The 18,186-nt window shown below is 31.0% G+C and carries 13 protein-coding genes; 7 read left to right on the forward strand and 6 right to left on the reverse strand.

The window, feature by feature from the left end:
* Positions 1 to 273: 273 nt before the first annotated feature.
* The 6 genes from QM536_03720 (at position 274) to QM536_03745 (ending at position 12,817) form a co-directional block, all read left to right on the forward strand.
* On the forward strand, positions 274 to 3,903 hold the full coding sequence (locus tag QM536_03720) for a GLUG motif-containing protein (GenBank protein ID MDI9356119.1): 3,630 nt from the start codon (positions 274 to 276) through the stop codon (positions 3,901 to 3,903).
* Between the two features lie 715 nt (positions 3,904 to 4,618).
* The gene (locus QM536_03725) at positions 4,619 to 5,191 is read left to right on the forward strand and encodes an aminodeoxychorismate/anthranilate synthase component II (protein ID MDI9356120.1); all 573 of its coding nucleotides are present in this window, start codon (positions 4,619 to 4,621) and stop codon (positions 5,189 to 5,191) included.
* A gap of 179 nt (positions 5,192 to 5,370) precedes the next feature.
* Positions 5,371 to 6,072, forward strand: coding sequence for a tetratricopeptide repeat protein (locus QM536_03730; protein MDI9356121.1), 702 nt, complete (start codon positions 5,371 to 5,373; stop codon positions 6,070 to 6,072).
* Between the two features lie 33 nt (positions 6,073 to 6,105).
* Positions 6,106 to 7,656, forward strand: coding sequence for an aldehyde dehydrogenase family protein (locus QM536_03735; GenBank protein MDI9356122.1), 1,551 nt, complete (start codon positions 6,106 to 6,108; stop codon positions 7,654 to 7,656).
* A 265-nt stretch (positions 7,657 to 7,921) separates the two neighbouring features.
* On the forward strand, positions 7,922 to 10,993 hold the full coding sequence (infB, locus tag QM536_03740; GenBank protein ID MDI9356123.1) for a translation initiation factor IF-2: 3,072 nt from the start codon (positions 7,922 to 7,924) through the stop codon (positions 10,991 to 10,993).
* Between the two features lie 18 nt (positions 10,994 to 11,011).
* Positions 11,012 to 12,817 carry an acyl-CoA dehydrogenase family protein gene (locus QM536_03745; GenBank protein MDI9356124.1) on the forward strand — a complete coding sequence of 602 codons (1,806 nt, stop codon included), beginning with the start codon at positions 11,012 to 11,014 and terminating at the stop codon, positions 12,815 to 12,817.
* Between the two features lie 405 nt (positions 12,818 to 13,222).
* Here QM536_03745 and QM536_03750 read toward each other — a convergent pair whose 3' ends face one another.
* The 6 genes from QM536_03750 to mtgA form a co-directional block, all read right to left on the reverse strand.
* Positions 13,223 to 13,651, reverse strand: a complete 429-nt coding sequence (locus tag QM536_03750) for a DUF1801 domain-containing protein (GenBank protein ID MDI9356125.1) — start codon at positions 13,649 to 13,651, stop codon at positions 13,223 to 13,225.
* The gene (gene dnaJ, locus QM536_03755; protein MDI9356126.1) at positions 13,639 to 14,766 is read right to left on the reverse strand and encodes a molecular chaperone DnaJ; all 1,128 of its coding nucleotides are present in this window, start codon (positions 14,764 to 14,766) and stop codon (positions 13,639 to 13,641) included. Before dnaJ ends, QM536_03750 begins: the two co-directional genes overlap by 13 nt.
* Before the next feature lie 3 nt (positions 14,767 to 14,769).
* Positions 14,770 to 15,300: a nucleotide exchange factor GrpE gene (locus QM536_03760; GenBank protein ID MDI9356127.1), complete on the reverse strand. Its 531-nt coding sequence runs from the start codon at positions 15,298 to 15,300 to the stop codon at positions 14,770 to 14,772.
* Between the two features lie 111 nt (positions 15,301 to 15,411).
* Positions 15,412 to 16,038: a hypothetical protein gene (locus QM536_03765; GenBank protein MDI9356128.1), complete on the reverse strand. Its 627-nt coding sequence runs from the start codon at positions 16,036 to 16,038 to the stop codon at positions 15,412 to 15,414.
* A gap of 126 nt (positions 16,039 to 16,164) precedes the next feature.
* Complete coding sequence (gene rpsU / locus QM536_03770; GenBank protein MDI9356129.1) at positions 16,165 to 16,368, reverse strand: 30S ribosomal protein S21; 204 nt, start codon at positions 16,366 to 16,368, stop codon at positions 16,165 to 16,167.
* Positions 16,369 to 16,488: 120 nt separating this feature from the next.
* The gene (mtgA, locus tag QM536_03775; GenBank protein ID MDI9356130.1) at positions 16,489 to 17,232 is read right to left on the reverse strand and encodes a monofunctional biosynthetic peptidoglycan transglycosylase; all 744 of its coding nucleotides are present in this window, start codon (positions 17,230 to 17,232) and stop codon (positions 16,489 to 16,491) included.
* A 532-nt stretch (positions 17,233 to 17,764) separates the two neighbouring features.
* On the opposite strand from mtgA, the gene QM536_03780 reads away from it, so the two are divergent.
* Positions 17,765 to 18,186 (forward strand): DNA methyltransferase (locus tag QM536_03780; GenBank protein ID MDI9356131.1); only part of this gene is annotated, 422 nt, incomplete at its 3' end.

Here is an 18,186-nt window from a genome sequence, read left to right on the forward strand (position 1 = left end):
TAAGTTGTTAATCAATTTACTCATTTAATATCTAAATAGTAATGAATTTAATAATGACGAAAAATCCTAATTTTATAGGTAGCTTGATACAGGGTATAGAGAAAAGGAAGTATGTAACTGTGATAAAGATATAACTGTGATATCGGATAGAATAGAATATTTTTTTCTTGTCTTCTATAAAGAAGAAAATCGTAGCAAAAATCATTTGTGATTATCCATAAATATAGGATCATTAAAAACAAATACAATAAACAAATAACCAATTAAATAAAAATGAAAATTCTAAATAAAATATTAGCATCATTAATATTGTTGAGCTGTACTATTTTTGCAAGCAATGCCCAAGTATCTGAACTTTCTCCACAGACGATTACTTTTACCCTTACCCCATCCATAAAAATATTTGGAGATGAGATATTTACTCTTTCTGCAACAGCCAGTTCGAGATTAACAGTTCAGTATTTTAGTAGTGATACAAAAATTGTGAGCATCAATGGCACTTCTGTAAGCATCAATGGAGCGGGAATAGTATCTATAACTGCATATCAGACAGGAAATGAAACATATTCGAGTGCAAGTGAAACCCAAATTCTTACCGTAAATAAAGCGAGTCAGAACATCTATTTTGAAGCATTAGCAAATAGAACTTTGGGAAGTTCATCTTTTGTTTTACACGCAAGCGCTTCTACTAATTTACCTATTTTATTTTCTGCATCTTCTCCTTTGGTAAGTATAAACAATGATACATTAACTATGAGAGGCGTAGGAACAGTAACTATTACCGCAGATCAAATAGGAAATAATAATTATTTACAGGCGTCTGTTACACAAATACTTACTATTCTGCCACCTATTTCTTATAAAGATAGAGATAATGATGGTCTTATAGAAATAAGCTACATAGAACAATTGGACTCGATCAGATATAATTTATATGGTATTTGTAATTCTAGTATTTGCAATGGTTATGAATTGACGAGAAATTTAGATTTTAAAGATCCTTCTTCTTATGGATCTGGAAGTGTAAATATTTCTTATACTACAGGAAGCGGATGGGATCCTATTGGTAATACTTCTGTTGGATCTTTTAATGCTATTTTTGAAGGTGGGAATAATTATATAAATAATCTGTATATAAATAAGCCTACTATTAATTATTTAGGTCTTTTTGGACGGACAGATGCCAACAGCCATATCAGAAATATAGGAATAAGAAATGTTTCTGTTTCAGGTAATAATCTTGTCGGCGGATTAGTGGGATTGAATAATGGAGGAATGATAAACCAAAGCTACGCTACAGGATCTGTCTTAGGTAGTTTTAATACTTCTATTTATAATAATATCGGCGGATTAGTAGGATGGAATAGGAGCAGCGGAAGAATAAACGGAAGCTATGCTACAGTATCTGTTTCTGGTTACAGTAATATTGGTGGATTAGTAGGATTGAATGACGTTGGAACAATAAGCCAAAGCCATGCTACAGGGTATGTCTCGGGTTCTGATGGTGTTGGAGGATTAGTGGGAGATAATTATAAAGGAGAAATAGTTCAAAGCTATGCTACGGGGTCTGTATCTGGTTCTCAGCGTGTCGGCGGATTGGTGGGTTATAGTGATGGAAACATAAACCAAAGTTATGCTACAGGATACGTATCGGCGGATAGTATTGTCGGTGGATTAGTGGGATATAATTACGAAGGAACAATCACCCAAAGTTATGCTACAGCACCCGTCTTGAGCTCTGAGTACGTCGGTGGATTGGTGGGATATAGTTATAATGGGTTTATAAGCCAAAGCTATGCTACAGGATCTGTTTCTGGATATAGTGTTATCGGCGGATTGGTGGGATACCATTATTATGGAACAATAACCCAAAGTTATGCTACGGGGTATATATCGAGTTCTGAGTATGTCGGCGGATTGGTGGGATATAATTATAATGGATTTATAAACCAAAGCTATGCTACAGGATCTGTCTTAGGTTCTGTTTATACTGTCGGCGGATTGGTAGGACATAATGATGGAGATATAAGCCAAAGTTACACTACGGGATACGTATCAGGAAATAGATTTGTTGGAGGATTGGTAGGAGCTAATTTTAGAACCATAAACCAAAGCTACGCTACAGGATCTGTCTCAGGCAATTTTTCCGTTGGTGGATTGGTGGGATATAATAAAGCAACTGTAATACATGGTTACTGGAATAAGGATGCTTCTCAAATAGTAAATGGAACAGAAAGAAGTAATAAACTGGGAATAGGGATTAATAATAATGACACCAAAGTTTCCTATGTCAGAGGTCTCACCCTTTATGCTCTGCAAAATCCTACAGGAACAACAGCAGACAGTGTAAGAGAATTAGGACCAGGTTTTATATATAAAAAAGGATTCTTACCTGCAATTCATAAAGGAGCAAGAATAGCTGTAAACAATATAAACTTTACTCAAACAGTTCCAAGTATTACAAATATACAAGTAACTACCAACACAACAAATGTAATACACGGAGATACAACTACTCGTACTATTCTTACTTTAGATGGAATAGATTTTACTGCTAATTTTATAGACACTACTTCGGGACGTTTACAAACTATTTATACTATGACAATTATTCAAAATGGAACGGGAATGGGTATTGTAGGAAAGTATCAAACACAAGCAGGAATAACTTTTACACCTATTGAATCTAAGACATTCGGCGATACACCTTTTATGTTAGAAGCAACATCTTCTGATAATGCACCTGTTTTGTTTTTTGCTTCTAATAGAGTAAGTATTCGTAATAATATAGTAACTATTAGAACGGCAGGAATAGTAAATATCATTGCACGTAGTGAAAATGATTCTATTGTAAGGTTTGCAAATCAAATATTTACTATACACAAAGCAGATAGGGATGTATCTTTCGAAGCATTAGCAAATAAAACTTTTGGAGATGCACCTTTTGTATTAGAAGGAAGCGCCTTGGAGGGGCTAACTGTTTCTTATTCTGCTTCCAATACTCTTATCAGCATCAGTAATGATACAGTAACTATCAGAGGAGCAGGGACAGTGAATATTACAGCATACCTTGACAATGATAATTTCTTTGGTTTTACTACTCAAATACTTACTATAGACAAAAGAATGCAGAGTATTAGTTTCGACCCCTTAGCAAATAGAAGCATTAAAGATGTATCCTTTTTATTACATGCAACATCTTCTGCTCGTTTATCTGTTTTATATTCTTCCGCTTCCCCTTTAATAAGTGTCTATTATAACATAGTGCGTATGAATGAAGTAGGAACAGTAAATATTACAGCATATAATAATGGAAGTAATAATTATCTCGGAACATCTATAACACAAACATTTACTATATACCATCCCGATAGTTTTACTAAAACAACCTTAACTTTTACTGCTATTCCTAATCTCGCCATAGGGCAAAGTCATATACTTGCTGCTACTTCTAATAGCCCGGTAGCAATAACTTTCATTACAAGTGATACGCGAATAGCAACAGTAAATGGAAGTACTCTCACCGCAGTAGCAATAGGAACAGCTGTCATTACAGCTAGTCAAGCGAGAAATCCACAGTTTAACCCAGCTACTACTCAACAAACAGTAACAGTAGTAAGTATGTTAATACATACTCTTACTCCCATAGAAAAAAAAAACGCTGCTATACGTATTTACCCGAATCCCGCAAATGATTACATAACCATTCAAACAGATAAAGCACAAAAGATTTCATCTATTAAGATATATGATCTCATAGGTGTGAATTATGAGTTAAAAATAATGAATTATGAATTAAGTCTGAGAGTAGATTTGAGAACATTGCTCAAAGGAGAATATATTATAATAGTATATGGAGAAAAAAGAGAGATTGTGAAATCGGAGAAGATAATTATTAAATAACATAAATATTTTAGTGTCTGCAGTGGATACTAATTTACAAAGATTTATGAAAAATTATGGGTACCTTCAAAATAATGAATATCAAAGGATTTTGCACTGATTATTGGAAAAGCTATTATAAATTAATTCCAAAGGAGTCAAAAAAAAACATAAGTAGAAACTTTTACAGTGGTGAGATGTAATGTTCAGAATCAGACATTACCTAACAAAATTTAAAAAAAGTAAATGCTATTCAAAAGCACAATATTGTAGAGAAATCTTTAAAACTATTAATTTTGCACTTAAATAATGAACATTTTATATTACTTAACAATACTACCAATTATTATGATAATATACATTTAAGAATTGCTTGGGCTTTAAACGAAAGCATATATTATAACAAAATTCAAAAAAATATTCCTATCTATATTTAATTAAACACTCTCAAAAAACAAAACAAATACCATCCCTTTCAAGTCAAAAACTGAAATTTCAGCACAAAAATAAAGAATGAATAACATATTTTAGAACCATTTTCAAAAAAAAAAATAATAAATACACAAGCATTTTAACGTAAAAAACAAAAATATACATAAAAATTACAAAAAAATAACTTGTAACAATAACCACATAACTCACATAATGTGAACAATTAAAGTACATATTATATACAGATACTTTTTCTTTTTTGCTAATAGAAATTTTTTTTATTAAAGAATCAAAAATCCTTTTTATGAAAATACTTGTTTTAGATAACTATGATTCCTTCACCTATAATTTAGTTTATAAACTCTATGAACTTGGTTTACAAGAATATGTATCTGTCTATAGAAATGATAAAATACGATGTGAAGAGATAGAAGAGTACGATAAAATATTACTTTCCCCCGGACCGGGCCTACCCTGCGAAGCAGGTATTATGACACAATTACTAAAAACATACTGTGAGACCAAAAGTATATTAGGTGTTTGTTTGGGGCATCAAGCAATAGCAGAAAATTTTGGCGGAGAACTTTTACAAATGAAAGAAGTACTACATGGGATAAATACTCCACTGTATATAACTCATAGCGATCCTCTTTTTTCGGAATTACCTCTTACATGGAATGTGTGTCATTACCATTCGTGGACAGTGAATCCAATGCAGTTACCCACAAGCGTTATTCCTACTTCTACCGACGGTGATCACAATATACTTTCCCTTTCTCATAAAACACTTCGGGTAAAAGGAGTACAATTTCATCCCGAATCATATTTTACAGAGCATGGAAAAACAATTATCAAAAACTGGATAGAAAAATGTTGAAACAAAAAAAATAAATAATATAGCATATTATTTTAAAAAAAAAACATATTTTAAGTATATTGAACAGCAATTCATTTAAAAATAAGAGAAATTATATAATTTGTGTAAAAAATTATATACTAAAATATTCTACGTATAGGTATTAAAATAACAAACATAACAAAGTAATCAACAGTAAAATGCAAAAAAGTCAGAAAAAAAAACAAGAAGAAAATGTTCTAGAAACATCAGAAGGTCTAATACAATATTTTTTAAAAATAGGAAATAAAATATATGAAAATCAAAATTATGGGATTGGTATATTAGTAATAATATCGGTTTTTATAGGAGGATTTCTATACTATCGTTACTTACAAGAAGATGAAACCAAAGAAGCTCAAAAAAATATGATACAAGCGGTTTTTTATTTTGAATCAGATAGTATCGCAAAAGCACTGAATGGGGATGGCAACAATATGGGATTTTCAGAAATAGCCGATGAATATTCTTTCACTGCACCTGGTAAATTAGCTTATTTTTATGCTGGTGCTTGTTATATGAAAATGAGAGATTTTTCTAATGCCATTACTTATTTTGATAACTTTGAAAGTGACGATATATTAATACAAGCACGTACTTACGCTCTCATAGGAGATTGCTATATGGAATTAGGTGACTACACAAGTGCTTCTAACTATTATGAAAAAGCATCTGAATATAAACCAAATCAAGCATTTTCCCCTACTTATTATACTAAAGCAGCTTTAGCGTACGAATTAAATAAAGAATATACCTATGCCTCTTCATGTTATGAAAGTATTATAGAAAAATTTCCCGATTCCCCAGAAATAAGCACCGCTAAAAAAGAAAAAGCACGTTTAGACATATTAGCAAATCAATAATTTATCAGACACACTATTACATAAATCCAAAAAATGCAGCACTACGATATACAAAAATCATTAGATAAACTTCAAATAAGTAAGGTCAACAAAGGATCTTCCACTGGAAACACATGGCTATCCTCCGAAGAAACACAAAAAAACTTGATACAAAGTTTTTCTCCCGTAGATGGAAACCTTATTTCTACCGTAGAACATACCTCAAAAGATATTTATAACACCGTAGTCCATCAATCCATTATTGCTTTCAAGGAATGGAGGCAAACCCCCGCTCCTAAAAGAGGAGAAATAGTAAGACAAATAGGAAATTCTCTCCGAGAATATAAAGAAGACCTAGGTAAATTAGTATCTTACGAAATGGGAAAGTCATACCAAGAAGGATTAGGGGAAGTACAAGAAATGATAGATATATGCGATTTTGCAGTAGGTATTTCTAGACAACTATACGGACTCACAATGCCATCAGAACGTCCTCTACATCGAATGTACGAACAATGGCATCCATTAGGAGTAGTTGGTATTATCTCTGCTTTTAATTTTCCCGTAGCTGTATGGAGTTGGAATACTATGCTTGCATGGGTTTGCGGAGATGTGTGTGTATGGAAACCATCCGAAAAAACACCTATTACCGCTATTGCTTGCCAAAAAATTGTATCCCATATTTTTGAAAAAAATAAACTTCCCGAAGGAATAAGTAACTTAATCATAGGAAATTACCAAATAGGAGAACTTTTGTCCGAAGACACTAGAATACCCCTTATTTCTGCTACAGGATCTACTAAAATGGGAAAAAAAGTAGGAGAAACAGTAGCAAAACGTTTAGGAAGAACACTATTAGAATTAGGCGGTAATAATGCTCTTATAATTTCACAACATGCAAATTTAGACATAGCAATAAGAAGTGCCATTTTTGGTTCCATAGGAACAGCAGGGCAAAGATGCACTACCACTAGAAGAATCATTGTTCATGAAAGCATTTTTGATGAAATAAAATCAAAACTGGTAAAGGCATACCAGCAAATTAAAATAGGGAATCCATTAGATGAAAAAAACCACGTAGGTCCCTTGATAGATACAGCCGCTGTTCGCGTATATTTAGATACCCTTAAGAAAATATCTGAGATGGGAGGAAAAAATGTTGTGGAGGGAGGGGTATTATCAGGAAAAGGATATGAATCGGGATGTTATGTAAAACCTGCCGTTTATGAGGTGACAAATGAAAATCCTATTGTAAAACAAGAAACTTTTGCACCCATCTTATATCTCATCAAATACAAAACTATAGAGCAAGCTATAGAAATACAAAATAATGTTCCGCAAGGACTTTCTTCCGCAATTATTACAGATAATGTTAGAGAATCAGAACTATTCCTTTCCGTGAAAGGAAGCGATTGTGGAATAGCAAATGTAAATATTGGCACATCTGGTGCTGAAATAGGAGGTGCTTTCGGAGGAGAAAAAGAAACAGGAGGCGGAAGAGAATCTGGTTCTGATTCTTGGAAATATTATATGCGACGACAAACTAACACAGTAAATTATAGTACACAACTCCCTCTAGCGCAGGGTATTTTTTTTGATTTATAATTTTTTAAATTACCATTGATCCCATCCACTCTGAAAAGTTGTTTCTACAGAAATATAGAGTTTTAAAATTATTGGTAACCAAATAGTTACGAAATTACAGGTGTATAAAAAAAACTTTTCGGAATAGAATTAATATTCAACATCGTTACAAATAAAACTTAAAAAATAAGTTATATTGCAAATACTTAAAGTATTTTTTTTAATGTTTTAACGAACAAAAATGAAAAGATAGGTAAGACATATAATAAACTAAACAAGAGAAGACATGAACGAGAGCAAAACTAAAATACTGTACCAATTAAGCAAAGAATGGAATGTAGAGTATAAAATTCTCATAGATTTTTTAAATAAAAAAAAACTCCCAGTACAAGACAAAGGATTAAATACAAAAATATCCCAAGAACATTATGAATTACTATCAAAAGAATTTGGTACTATTTCAAACAATCAAAACAAAGAAAAAACTATTCATCAAAAAGAGAATAATACGGATGTCCCATCTACATTGGACACCACATTTGATACCAATTATTCTTTAAATAAAACCACAGAGAAAAAGAATACCCCCATTACTCCTGACATAGAAGTAATAAGAATCCCTGCCCATACTCCCGATAATTCAAAAATTATAGGAAAAATAGATATAACAGGAATACACAGACAAAAAAAAATAAACCCCGTACTCCAAACTTCCATATATAAAATGAAAGACAAAAAAGAATTAACTGGTTTGGATGAATCTTCTAAAAAAATAGAAAAAAATGAAACAGAAACAAATAAATTATCACTCATTAATCCCGAAATAAAAAAAGAATATACGCTTCAAAAAACAAATACTATTATTCCAACTACAGAAATAAAACAGCATCAAAAAAATATTTCCATAGAAGAAAAAAAGAACGAAACAGAGAAAAAAAAACAAATCAAGACTAAAGAAATATACTTTAAACAAACAGCACCAAAATACAATGAAAATGAAACTATAAAAAATAACCCTAAAGAACCCAATTCCACAAAAAATGAGAACAGAGATGATCCTTCAAAACATAAACGCCCTCGGATAGTCGTTATAAAAAATACACGCGAATATATACATACAAAAGACAAAGATACTCATAATAAAAGTACACAGGAAAATAAAAATCCTTTTTTAGAAAATTATTCCAAAAACAATAATCCACCAATAATAAAAAAAGATAATGTTACTATAAAAGAAAATAATCAAACAACCCTCATCCCCCCCGTAAAACGAATATCTACAAAAGATAATTATCTATTAAATAAAGCAAATTTAGACACAAACAAAAACAATAAACTCAATTACACAAAACCACTTCCTGTCCCAATTATAAAAAAAAACAAAGAAGAAACTTCACCACCACCTCCTAAAACAACAGAACTTAAATACAAAAAACATGATTCAGTAGATACAAAAAGTACTCTTTTTGAAAAAAAAAATCAAAAAAATATAGATATTTCCAATAAAAAAATTATCCAAAATAGAGCTAAATATAGAAAAGATAAAAGACAAAATATAGCAGAAGAAGAAAAAGAAAAATTCTTACAAGAGCAAAAAGAACTAAAAATATTAAAAATTACAGAGTACATATCTGCCAATGAACTTTCTCTTTTGATGGATATTTCTGTAAATGAATTTATTTCTAAGTGTATGAGCTTAGGAAAAATCATAAGCATAAACCAAAGATTAGATGCCGATACTATAACCATTATAGCAGATGAATTTGGATTTGAAGTAAAATTTATAGAAGATGAAAAACACAATGAGGGTACCGTAACCGAAGAAGAAAACGATACCGACAATATGATACCAAGGTCTCCCATAGTTATTGTTATGGGACACGTAGACCACGGAAAAACCTCTCTTTTGGATTACATCAGAAATACCAAAGTAGTTTCTACAGAATCTGGTAGAATAACTCAACATATAGGTGCATACAACGTAGTAACAAAGAACGGAGAAAATATTACCTTTTTAGATACACCAGGACACGAAGCATTTACAGCAATGAGGTCTCGCGGTGCTAAAATTACCGATATAGCTATCATAGTTATTGCCGTAGACGAAGAAGTGAAACCTATGACAAAAGAAGCAATAAAACAAGCACAAGAACAAAATGTCCCCATAATTTTTGCCTTTAATAAAATAGATAAAGGACTCCTATTTGTAGAAAAAATAAAAGAACAACTAGCCCAAATGAACATATTAGTAGAAGATTGGGGTGGAAAATACCAATGCCAAAACATATCCGCTAAATTAGGACAAGGTATAGACGAACTATTAGAAAAAATTCTCATAGAAGCATCTTTATTAGAACTCAAATGGAATCCTAAGGCCAGAGCAAATGGAACTATTATAGAATCTTATTTGGATAAAGGAAAGGGATATGTAACCGTACTGATAGTAGAAAATGGGATATTACGAAAAGGTGATATTATATTAGCAGGACATTGTTCCGGAAAAATAAAAAACATGTTTGACCCATTTGGAAATTCTATAACAGAAGCAGGTGCTTCATCCCCTGTAAAAATAATAGGGCTCAATGGTAGCCCGCATGCAGGAGACATATTTAAAGTAATGGAAAGTGAAAAAATAGCAAAAGAAATTGCTCATAAAAAATTGAAAATCAAACGAGAACAAGAACTGAGAACAAAAAAACATATTACTTTCGAAGAATTTTCTCAAAGAACAAATAGAGGAAAATTCAAAGAACTTAATATTATTATAAAAGCAGACACAGAAGGAAGTATAGAAGCCTTATCTGATTCTTTCTTAAAACTATCTCAACCAGAGGTAAAAGTAAATATCATACACAAAGCAATAGGAGAAGTAACAGAATCTGATGTTAACACTGCACTTATTTCAGAAGGAATCATAATAGCATTTCATACAAAAACTTCGGTGAAAGCAAAATCTATTGCGGAAAAGGAATCCATAGAAATTAAAAATCACAATGTTATATACCACGCAATTGATGATGTAAAACAACAAATATCCAATCTTTTAGAACCAGAATATAAAGAAATAATCGTAGGAACTATAGAGGTAAAAGAAATTTTTAAAAATAGTAAATTAGGAAACATTGCAGGATGCTCCGTGTTAGATGGATATATAAAACGAAATAATAAAGTAAAACTCATAAGGGACAACAAAATAATACATACTGGTGATATATTCCAACTCAAAAGATTTAAAGACGATGTAGGGGAAGTAAAAAATGGTTACGAATGCGGTCTCAGTATAAAAAATTATCAAGATGTTTTGGTAGGAGATATTATACAAAGTATTGAAATTCATACAATAAAAAGAACTATTTAAACTAAAATTACCAATTTTATGGAAGTAACAAAAATAAAAGCAATTAACGGAGGGGAGTTTTTAGTAAAAGAAACCAAAGCAGAGGATATATTTATACCCGAAGAATTTACAGAAGAACAAAAGATGATGGCTCAAGCGTGTTACACCTTTATTAAAAAGGAGATTCTGCCTATCACAGAAAAAATAGAAAAACAAGAGCCAGGTGTTATGGAAAGTATAGTAGAAAAAGCAGGAGAATTAGGATTATTAGGTGTATCAGCTCCCGAAGAATACGGAGGATTGGGAATGAGCTTTAATACAGGTATGCTTATGGCTGATGTTATAGGAATAGCTGGATCTTTTGCTACTACTTATGGAGCACATACAGGAATAGGAACTCTTCCTATTCTTTACTACGGAAATGAACAACAAAAGAAAAAATATATTCCTGGTATAATAAGTGGAAAACTCAAAGCATGCTATTGTCTTACAGAACCAGATTCCGGTTCTGATGCTAATTCAGGAAAAACAAAAGCGACTCTTACCCCCGATGGAAAATTTTATTCTATTACAGGACAAAAAATGTGGATAACAAATGGAGGATTTGCTGATATACTCATTGTATTCGCAAAAATAGATTCTGATAAAAACCTTACCGCTTTCATCGTAGAAAAAAAATTTGCTGGAATAACTATGAATGAAGAAGAAAAAAAACTAGGCATAAAAGGTTCCTCTACCAGACAAATATTTTTTAACGACTGCAAAGTTCCTATAGAAAATATGCTATCCGAAAGAGAAAATGGATTTAAAATAGCAGTAAATATACTCAATATCGGACGTATAAAGCTTGCAGCTGGAGTTATTGGAGGATGTAAAGAAGTCATTACAAAATCCATTAAATATTCCACAGAAAGAAAACAATTCGGTGTTCCTCTCAATACTTTTGGGGCTATAAAGCATAAAATTGCTGAAATGACCATAAAAATTTTTGCTACAGAATCTGCTATTTATAGAGCAGGGCAAAACATAGAAGATAAAATAAACTCTCTTATACAAGAAGGTTTGGACGAAACACAAGCAAAACTCAAAGGAGTAGAACAATTTGCTATAGAATGCTCTCTCACAAAAGTCCATGCATCAGAAGTTCTTGATTTTATAGTAGATGAGGGAGTTCAAATATATGGTGGAATGGGTTTTTCTGAAGAAGCCCCCATGGCAAGAGCATATAGAGATGCTCGAATATCACGTATCTACGAAGGAACAAATGAAATCAACCGAATGCTTGCTGTAGGAATGGTACTTAAAAGATCTCTCAAAGGAGATATAGACCTCTTTACCGCCGCTATGGACGTAGCAAAAGAAATTACATCTGTTCCACAATTCTCTTCTTTAGATCTTTCCATACCTTTTGCAGAAGAAAAAGAAATTATCAAAAATCTCAAAAAAGCAGTTCTTATGGTAGCAGGGAAAGCCGCACAAACTTTCACTACAAATATAGAAAAAGAACAGGAAATATTGATGAATATAGCCGATATGATGACGGAAGTATACGTAGCAGAATCCACTCTCTTACGAGTAGAAAAAATTACAAACACAAAAGGGAATAGTGCTTCTCAAATAGAACAATTCGTCGCAAAAGTATATCTTAATTCTGCCGTAGAAAAAATAGAAAAGGCAGGGAGAGAATCTATCAATGCTTTCACAAAAGGAGATGAAAATAAAGTTCTCTTATTAGGTCTCAAAAGATTTACTAAAACCAACCCTATAAATACCATACTGATGAGGCAACAAATAGCAAATGTATCTATACAGAAAGGATCCTATTTTTTCTCTATGGTTCATTGAGAATGAGAAAATGCTTTTTTCTTTTGTAAAGAGAATAAAAAAAACAAAATATAAAAAAGTACAGTAGTTACATTTTAATAAAAAATATCGAGTATATTCCGAAATTCACTTGTGATATATTTATAGCTTTGTAACTATTTGATTATCAATAGGTTTTAATCTAAATATTTTTGTAAAAATAACTTTTCGGATAGGACTCAATGCTTATATAAAGTATATTATGTAATTAAAAATATATTTTGAAAACGAAAAATTTAGATAAAAAAATTATCTCATTTAAATGTAAATATTTATTATATTTTGTATAATCGGATGATTAGGTTTGTAGGTTTTAAATCAATTATTTTTTTTCAACAATTTTATAATATCTATATAGTTACATGTACTTATAGTAATGAAAAATCTCTAATTATTTGCTTGTATTCGCTCTAACTTTCCTCTTCGTTTTATTAAATTTTTGTAATCCCATTGGATTTTCTCTGATTTTTCAAGCCACAGTTTTAAATCTGCTTCATTAATTTCTGTTACAGAATTATAAAATATAGAAGCATCTTTAAATTTTCCATCTCTTACATGTAATTTTTTTTCTTCAAAATCTGCTCCACTCCAAAACATAAGTCGGATTCCTTTTTTTTCTTTGCTATACCCGACTATCGGATTACCATCTAAAAACCAAACAGGATGCGAATGCCAAATTTTATTTTCGTTATTTTTTAGATACTTGTTTATAATATATGCTAATTGATTACAAATATTTACTTCGTGTTCATCTAATAATTGATTATATTCTTGTGTTTCTTTGTTTATGCCGAAGTTATTATTTAATTTTTCCATATATCTTTTATTCTATCAAAGAAATTTTTATCTGACTTGGAAACATTGGGGCGGAAGTTTGGAGATTTTTGCAATTTTTCCACCATTTCTTTTTCTTCTTTTGTAAGAAATAGGGGGGTCCATACACTTACTACTATTATTTGGTCTCCTCTGTATCTTCTGTCATTTAAATCAGGAATACCTTTGCTTTTAAGTCGTAAAAGTTTTCCACTTTGGGTTCCTTGTTCTATTTTTATTCTCACATTTCCTTCTATGGTAGGTATTTCTACACTTGTTCCTAATACAGCATCGGCAAAATTAATATGTAATTCATAATAAATATCTGTATTTTGTCTCTTGAGTGTATCGTGGGGGACTTCTTCTATAGCTATTATGAGGTCTCCGGGGATTCCCATTCCTGCGGGAGCGTCATTTCCTTTCCCCTGGTGTGATAGTTGCATTCCTTCGGTTACGCCGCCGGGTATATTGAGAGTTATAACTTCTTCTTGTGCTTTTAATCCGTTTTTTTCTACTCCTGGGGGAACATTTTCTAATTTTTTACCGGCTCCTTGACAATTTTGACAGTGGGTTTCTGTCACCATTTGACCGAGCATTGTATTTACTGCTTTCCTAATTTTTCCTGTGCCTTTGCATACTTTACAAGTAGAAAACTGAAGCCCATTTACTGCTACCATACGCGTTATTTTAATTTTTTTTTCAATACCCTGTGCAATTTCTTCTAAGGTAAGTTTGAGTGTAATTCTCAAATTAGAACCTTTCATTCCACTAGAAGGTCGGGAAGATTGCCTTCCTCCCATTCCTCCAAAGATATCACTGAACTGTTCAAAGATATCATCCATATTCATGCCTGAAAAACCTCCACCACCGCCAAATCCACCCCCATCGCCATACACAGCTTGATGTCCATAAGTGTCATACTTTGATTTTTTATTGGGGTCGGTTAGAACTTCGTATGCTTCCGCTGCTTCTTTGAATTTTTCTTCTGCTTCTTTATTTCCTGGGTTTTTATCTGGATGGTATTGAATAGCGAGCTTTCTATATGCTTTCTTGAGTTCATCGGGAGTGGCACTACGAGACACTCCTAATACTTCGTAATAATCTCTTTTATTTGCCATATTTTATGTTCCTGTTATAACTTTGGAGAATCGTATTACTTTGTCCTGAATGTAATACCCTTTTTCTAATACATCTACAATTTTTCCCTTCAAATGGCTGTCGGTGACAGATATTTGGGTTATAGCTTCGTGTTTTTCGGGATCAAAATCTTCTTTTATTTTGGTATCCATTGATTTTACTCCATTTTGTTCTAAAACTTTTATCAGTTTATTATAGATAAGTTCTGTTCCTTCTTTGAGGGTAGTATCTATTGTTTTTCCTTCTATTGCTTTGAAAGACCTTTCAAAATCATCTACTACTGGCAAAATGGCTTTTAATACAGATTCTGATGCGGTTTTTATGGTTTCTATACGTTCTTTTGCGGTTCTTCTTTTAAAGTTGTCAAACTCGGAATACAGACGTATATATTTATCTTTTATTTCCTGCAATTCTTTTTTAAGCATTTCTGTTTCTCCATCTTTTTTTTCTTCTGTATCGGGAGTATCTTCTTTGTTTTCTAAATTTTCTTCTTCTTTTAAGTGTTTTTTATCCATATAATGATATGCTTTTGAGTATTTGTAAATTTAAGATTTATACCTATTAAAATAGATATGAAACAATTGTTTTGCCATAGGGTGTATACTGACAAAATGACGTTTTTCCAGTTATTCTTTTTGTTTTATTTTATTTTTTATCCATATTTCTATAGAGTTTTGTAGTTCTGTTCTGTTATTTTTTTCATCTACCGATAAAATGGGAGTATGTATCAGATTGATTTTCTGGAGAATGGGCGTTTTACTGATAAAATAAAAAAAAGAAAATATGGATATGTTTGTAATATCCGAATGCGGAAAAGGTTTTGAGATACGATAAGAGGGTATGGAAAGAGAAAGGGATTTGTAAAAGAGAAATTGCATTTTTGTCAGTGTTTTAAAAGAAATATGTGTGTTCTCAAAAATACAAGAATGTATTTCTCGGATATTACCAGATATAAGAAAGTCGGCAATGATTATATTACAGATATGGAACGAGTAAGAAAATATTGGAATATCTAAAAACTCTAATCGTATGTATTGTAAGAGGCATTCCAAAGATATTATATAAGGTTGGGTTACATTGTTTATATTCCATGTATAACAAATATAATTTTGTTTGAGAAAACGATCTATAGTATATTCAAAAGGATTATTGTATTCAGAATAAAAGATAAAAACAATAACTCCAATGGGTTTATTGTTTTGAGAGTATTTATAAAATGAGAGATGTTGATGTTGTATTGTTTCAAAAATCATATTCTATGTGTAAAAAAATAAAATAGCACACTCATTTAACTGATGCTACTGATGTACTCATTAAAAATCAGTCGTATCGGTTAAATCAATGTGCGATTAAAAAGACAACTCTTTAAATGGACAAAATTATTTTTGCGTATCTTTTGCTTTTAACGATTCTTGTTGTCTATAAACAGCTCTAATAATCTCATTTCTTCTTCTTACAGATGATTTTTCATACGCTACTCTTTTTCTTAGTTGTCTTAATATTCCTACTTTTTCAAACTTCTTCTTAAATTTTTTAAGAGCTTTATCTATTGGTTCCCCTGCTTTAACTTCTATTATTAGCATTTTTAGTATTTAAATAATAATTATGAATAAAAATAATTTTTTAACGCAAGATAGTTATTTTTTATTCATTCTAAAAATTACCTTATAAAATGCAATAAAAAGAGAATAAAAAAAATATTTTTAATGGTTATTTGTATTTTCTATAAATTTTTTTACAAGAATATTGTTTTGTATATGATACATTTGGGTGAGTATTTGTTGTTTTCTTTTTACCATAAAAGGATATTGGAGAAGTTTGTAGTATTTTTTAGGATTAGGTAGGCATGCAATAATAGTAGCCGCTTCTTCTTTTGTTAGATTTTTAGCACTTTTATGAAAATAAAAAATAGATGCTGCCTCTATTCCAAAAATGCCTTTTCCCATTTCAGAAACATTTAAATACACTTCTAATATTCGTTTCTTTCCCCAAAAAATTTCAATCATAGCAGTAAAATAGGTTTCTAATCCTTTTCTTATCCAACTACGTCCTTTCCAAAGAAATACATTTTTGGCTACTTGTTGTGATATAGTAGAAGCACCACGAATTTTATGAGGTTTTTTCTGGTTATGTTCTATAGCATCTAGTATCTTATTCCAATCAAATCCATAATGTTCTAAAAAGAGTTGATCCTCAGAAGCTATAACACCCAATTTTGCATTTTGAGATATATTATTCCAAGGAACATACTTTTTTTTAAATCCATATTCGTCCATATGACTTCCTAATTGAATGAGAGTAATAGGAGGAAAAAACCATTTGAGGATTATGATATAGAATAGATGTGAGAAAAAAATAAATACAGATATTCGTTTTAGATACAGTATTATTTTTGGAAGGAAGATTTTTCGTTTGCTTTTTGAAAAACAATTATGAAATGAATTCATACAGAAATGTATTAATATAAGGTATAATAAAAATCCTTTTGCTATTTTTAGGTAGAAAGACCGTTGCGAAACTAAATTAATAAAAATCTACTTATTTCTATCAAAATGACTCATTATATACAATAAAAATAAATAATTATGAGAATACATACAAAACAACGAATGTTTGCAGGTCTATTGCTATTTCATCGTAAGAATAAAAAAGATGTTTTATCTCAAGTGAGATTATAGATTGGGATAAGATAGAAAATGTACTAAAAGACAGTTAGTGGTTTTTTAATAAAAATAGAGAGTGTTAAATAGAGATTAAAAAAATATTTTTATTTTTTCACAGATATAAATTTTTTTTAAAAAATCTATCTATATTTAACAATCCCCTTAATTGTATATAATTTTGATGAAAATAAAAAAATATATATTATCAGAAAAATATATACCTTTGTCTGTAGTGTCAAAAACATGGAAAGAGTACGGATATTCTTTACCATGGAGAAATAAAAATGAATTGTGAGAACCCACCTATAATCAAAATATGCCAACACTCAATTGGATAGGAAAAGAAAAAGTTATTAATCACCATCAAGATGTTCCATATAGAATTTTGGAACATAAATATAGGTTTTCGGCTGAATTAGGAAAACAAGAAAATCCGACAAATAGCGGAAATAAAATAATTCACGGAGATAATTTAGAAGCCCTTAAAAGTTTATTACCCGAATACGAAGGAAAAATTAAATGTATCTACATTGACCCACCTTATAATACAGGAAACGAAAATTGGGTTTACAACGACAATGTAAACCACCCGAAAATTAAAAAATGGTTGGGCGAAGTAGTAGGCAAACAAGGCGAAGACCTTACACGACACGATAAATGGCTCTGCATGATGTACCCACGTCTGGTTTTATTGCACAAACTTTTAAGCGATGACGGTGCTATTTTTATTTCTATTGA

The organism is Chitinophagaceae bacterium (assembly GCA_030053935.1).
GTDB lineage: Bacteria > Bacteroidota > Bacteroidia > Cytophagales > JASGCU01 > JASGCU01.

What these genes read in the sequence shown, in the direction of transcription:
- QM536_03735 (MDI9356122.1), top strand. Translation starts at nt 6,106, where the DNA reads ATGCAGCACTACGATATACAAAAATCATTAGATAAACTTCAAATAAGT.
- infB (MDI9356123.1), top strand. Translation starts at nt 7,922, where the DNA reads ATGAACGAGAGCAAAACTAAAATACTGTACCAATTAAGCAAAGAATGG.
- mtgA (MDI9356130.1), bottom strand. Translation starts at nt 17,232, where the DNA reads ATGAATTCATTTCATAATTGTTTTTCAAAAAGCAAACGAAAAATCTTC.
- QM536_03730 (MDI9356121.1), top strand. Translation starts at nt 5,371, where the DNA reads ATGCAAAAAAGTCAGAAAAAAAAACAAGAAGAAAATGTTCTAGAAACA.
- QM536_03725 (MDI9356120.1), top strand. Translation starts at nt 4,619, where the DNA reads ATGAAAATACTTGTTTTAGATAACTATGATTCCTTCACCTATAATTTA.
- QM536_03765 (MDI9356128.1), bottom strand. Translation starts at nt 16,038, where the DNA reads ATGATTTTTGAAACAATACAACATCAACATCTCTCATTTTATAAATAC.
- dnaJ (MDI9356126.1), bottom strand. Translation starts at nt 14,766, where the DNA reads ATGGCAAATAAAAGAGATTATTACGAAGTATTAGGAGTGTCTCGTAGT.
- rpsU (MDI9356129.1), bottom strand. Translation starts at nt 16,368, where the DNA reads ATGCTAATAATAGAAGTTAAAGCAGGGGAACCAATAGATAAAGCTCTT.
- QM536_03745 (MDI9356124.1), top strand. Translation starts at nt 11,012, where the DNA reads ATGGAAGTAACAAAAATAAAAGCAATTAACGGAGGGGAGTTTTTAGTA.
- QM536_03750 (MDI9356125.1), bottom strand. Translation starts at nt 13,651, where the DNA reads ATGGAAAAATTAAATAATAACTTCGGCATAAACAAAGAAACACAAGAA.
- QM536_03760 (MDI9356127.1), bottom strand. Translation starts at nt 15,300, where the DNA reads ATGGATAAAAAACACTTAAAAGAAGAAGAAAATTTAGAAAACAAAGAA.
- QM536_03720 (MDI9356119.1), top strand. Translation starts at nt 274, where the DNA reads ATGAAAATTCTAAATAAAATATTAGCATCATTAATATTGTTGAGCTGT.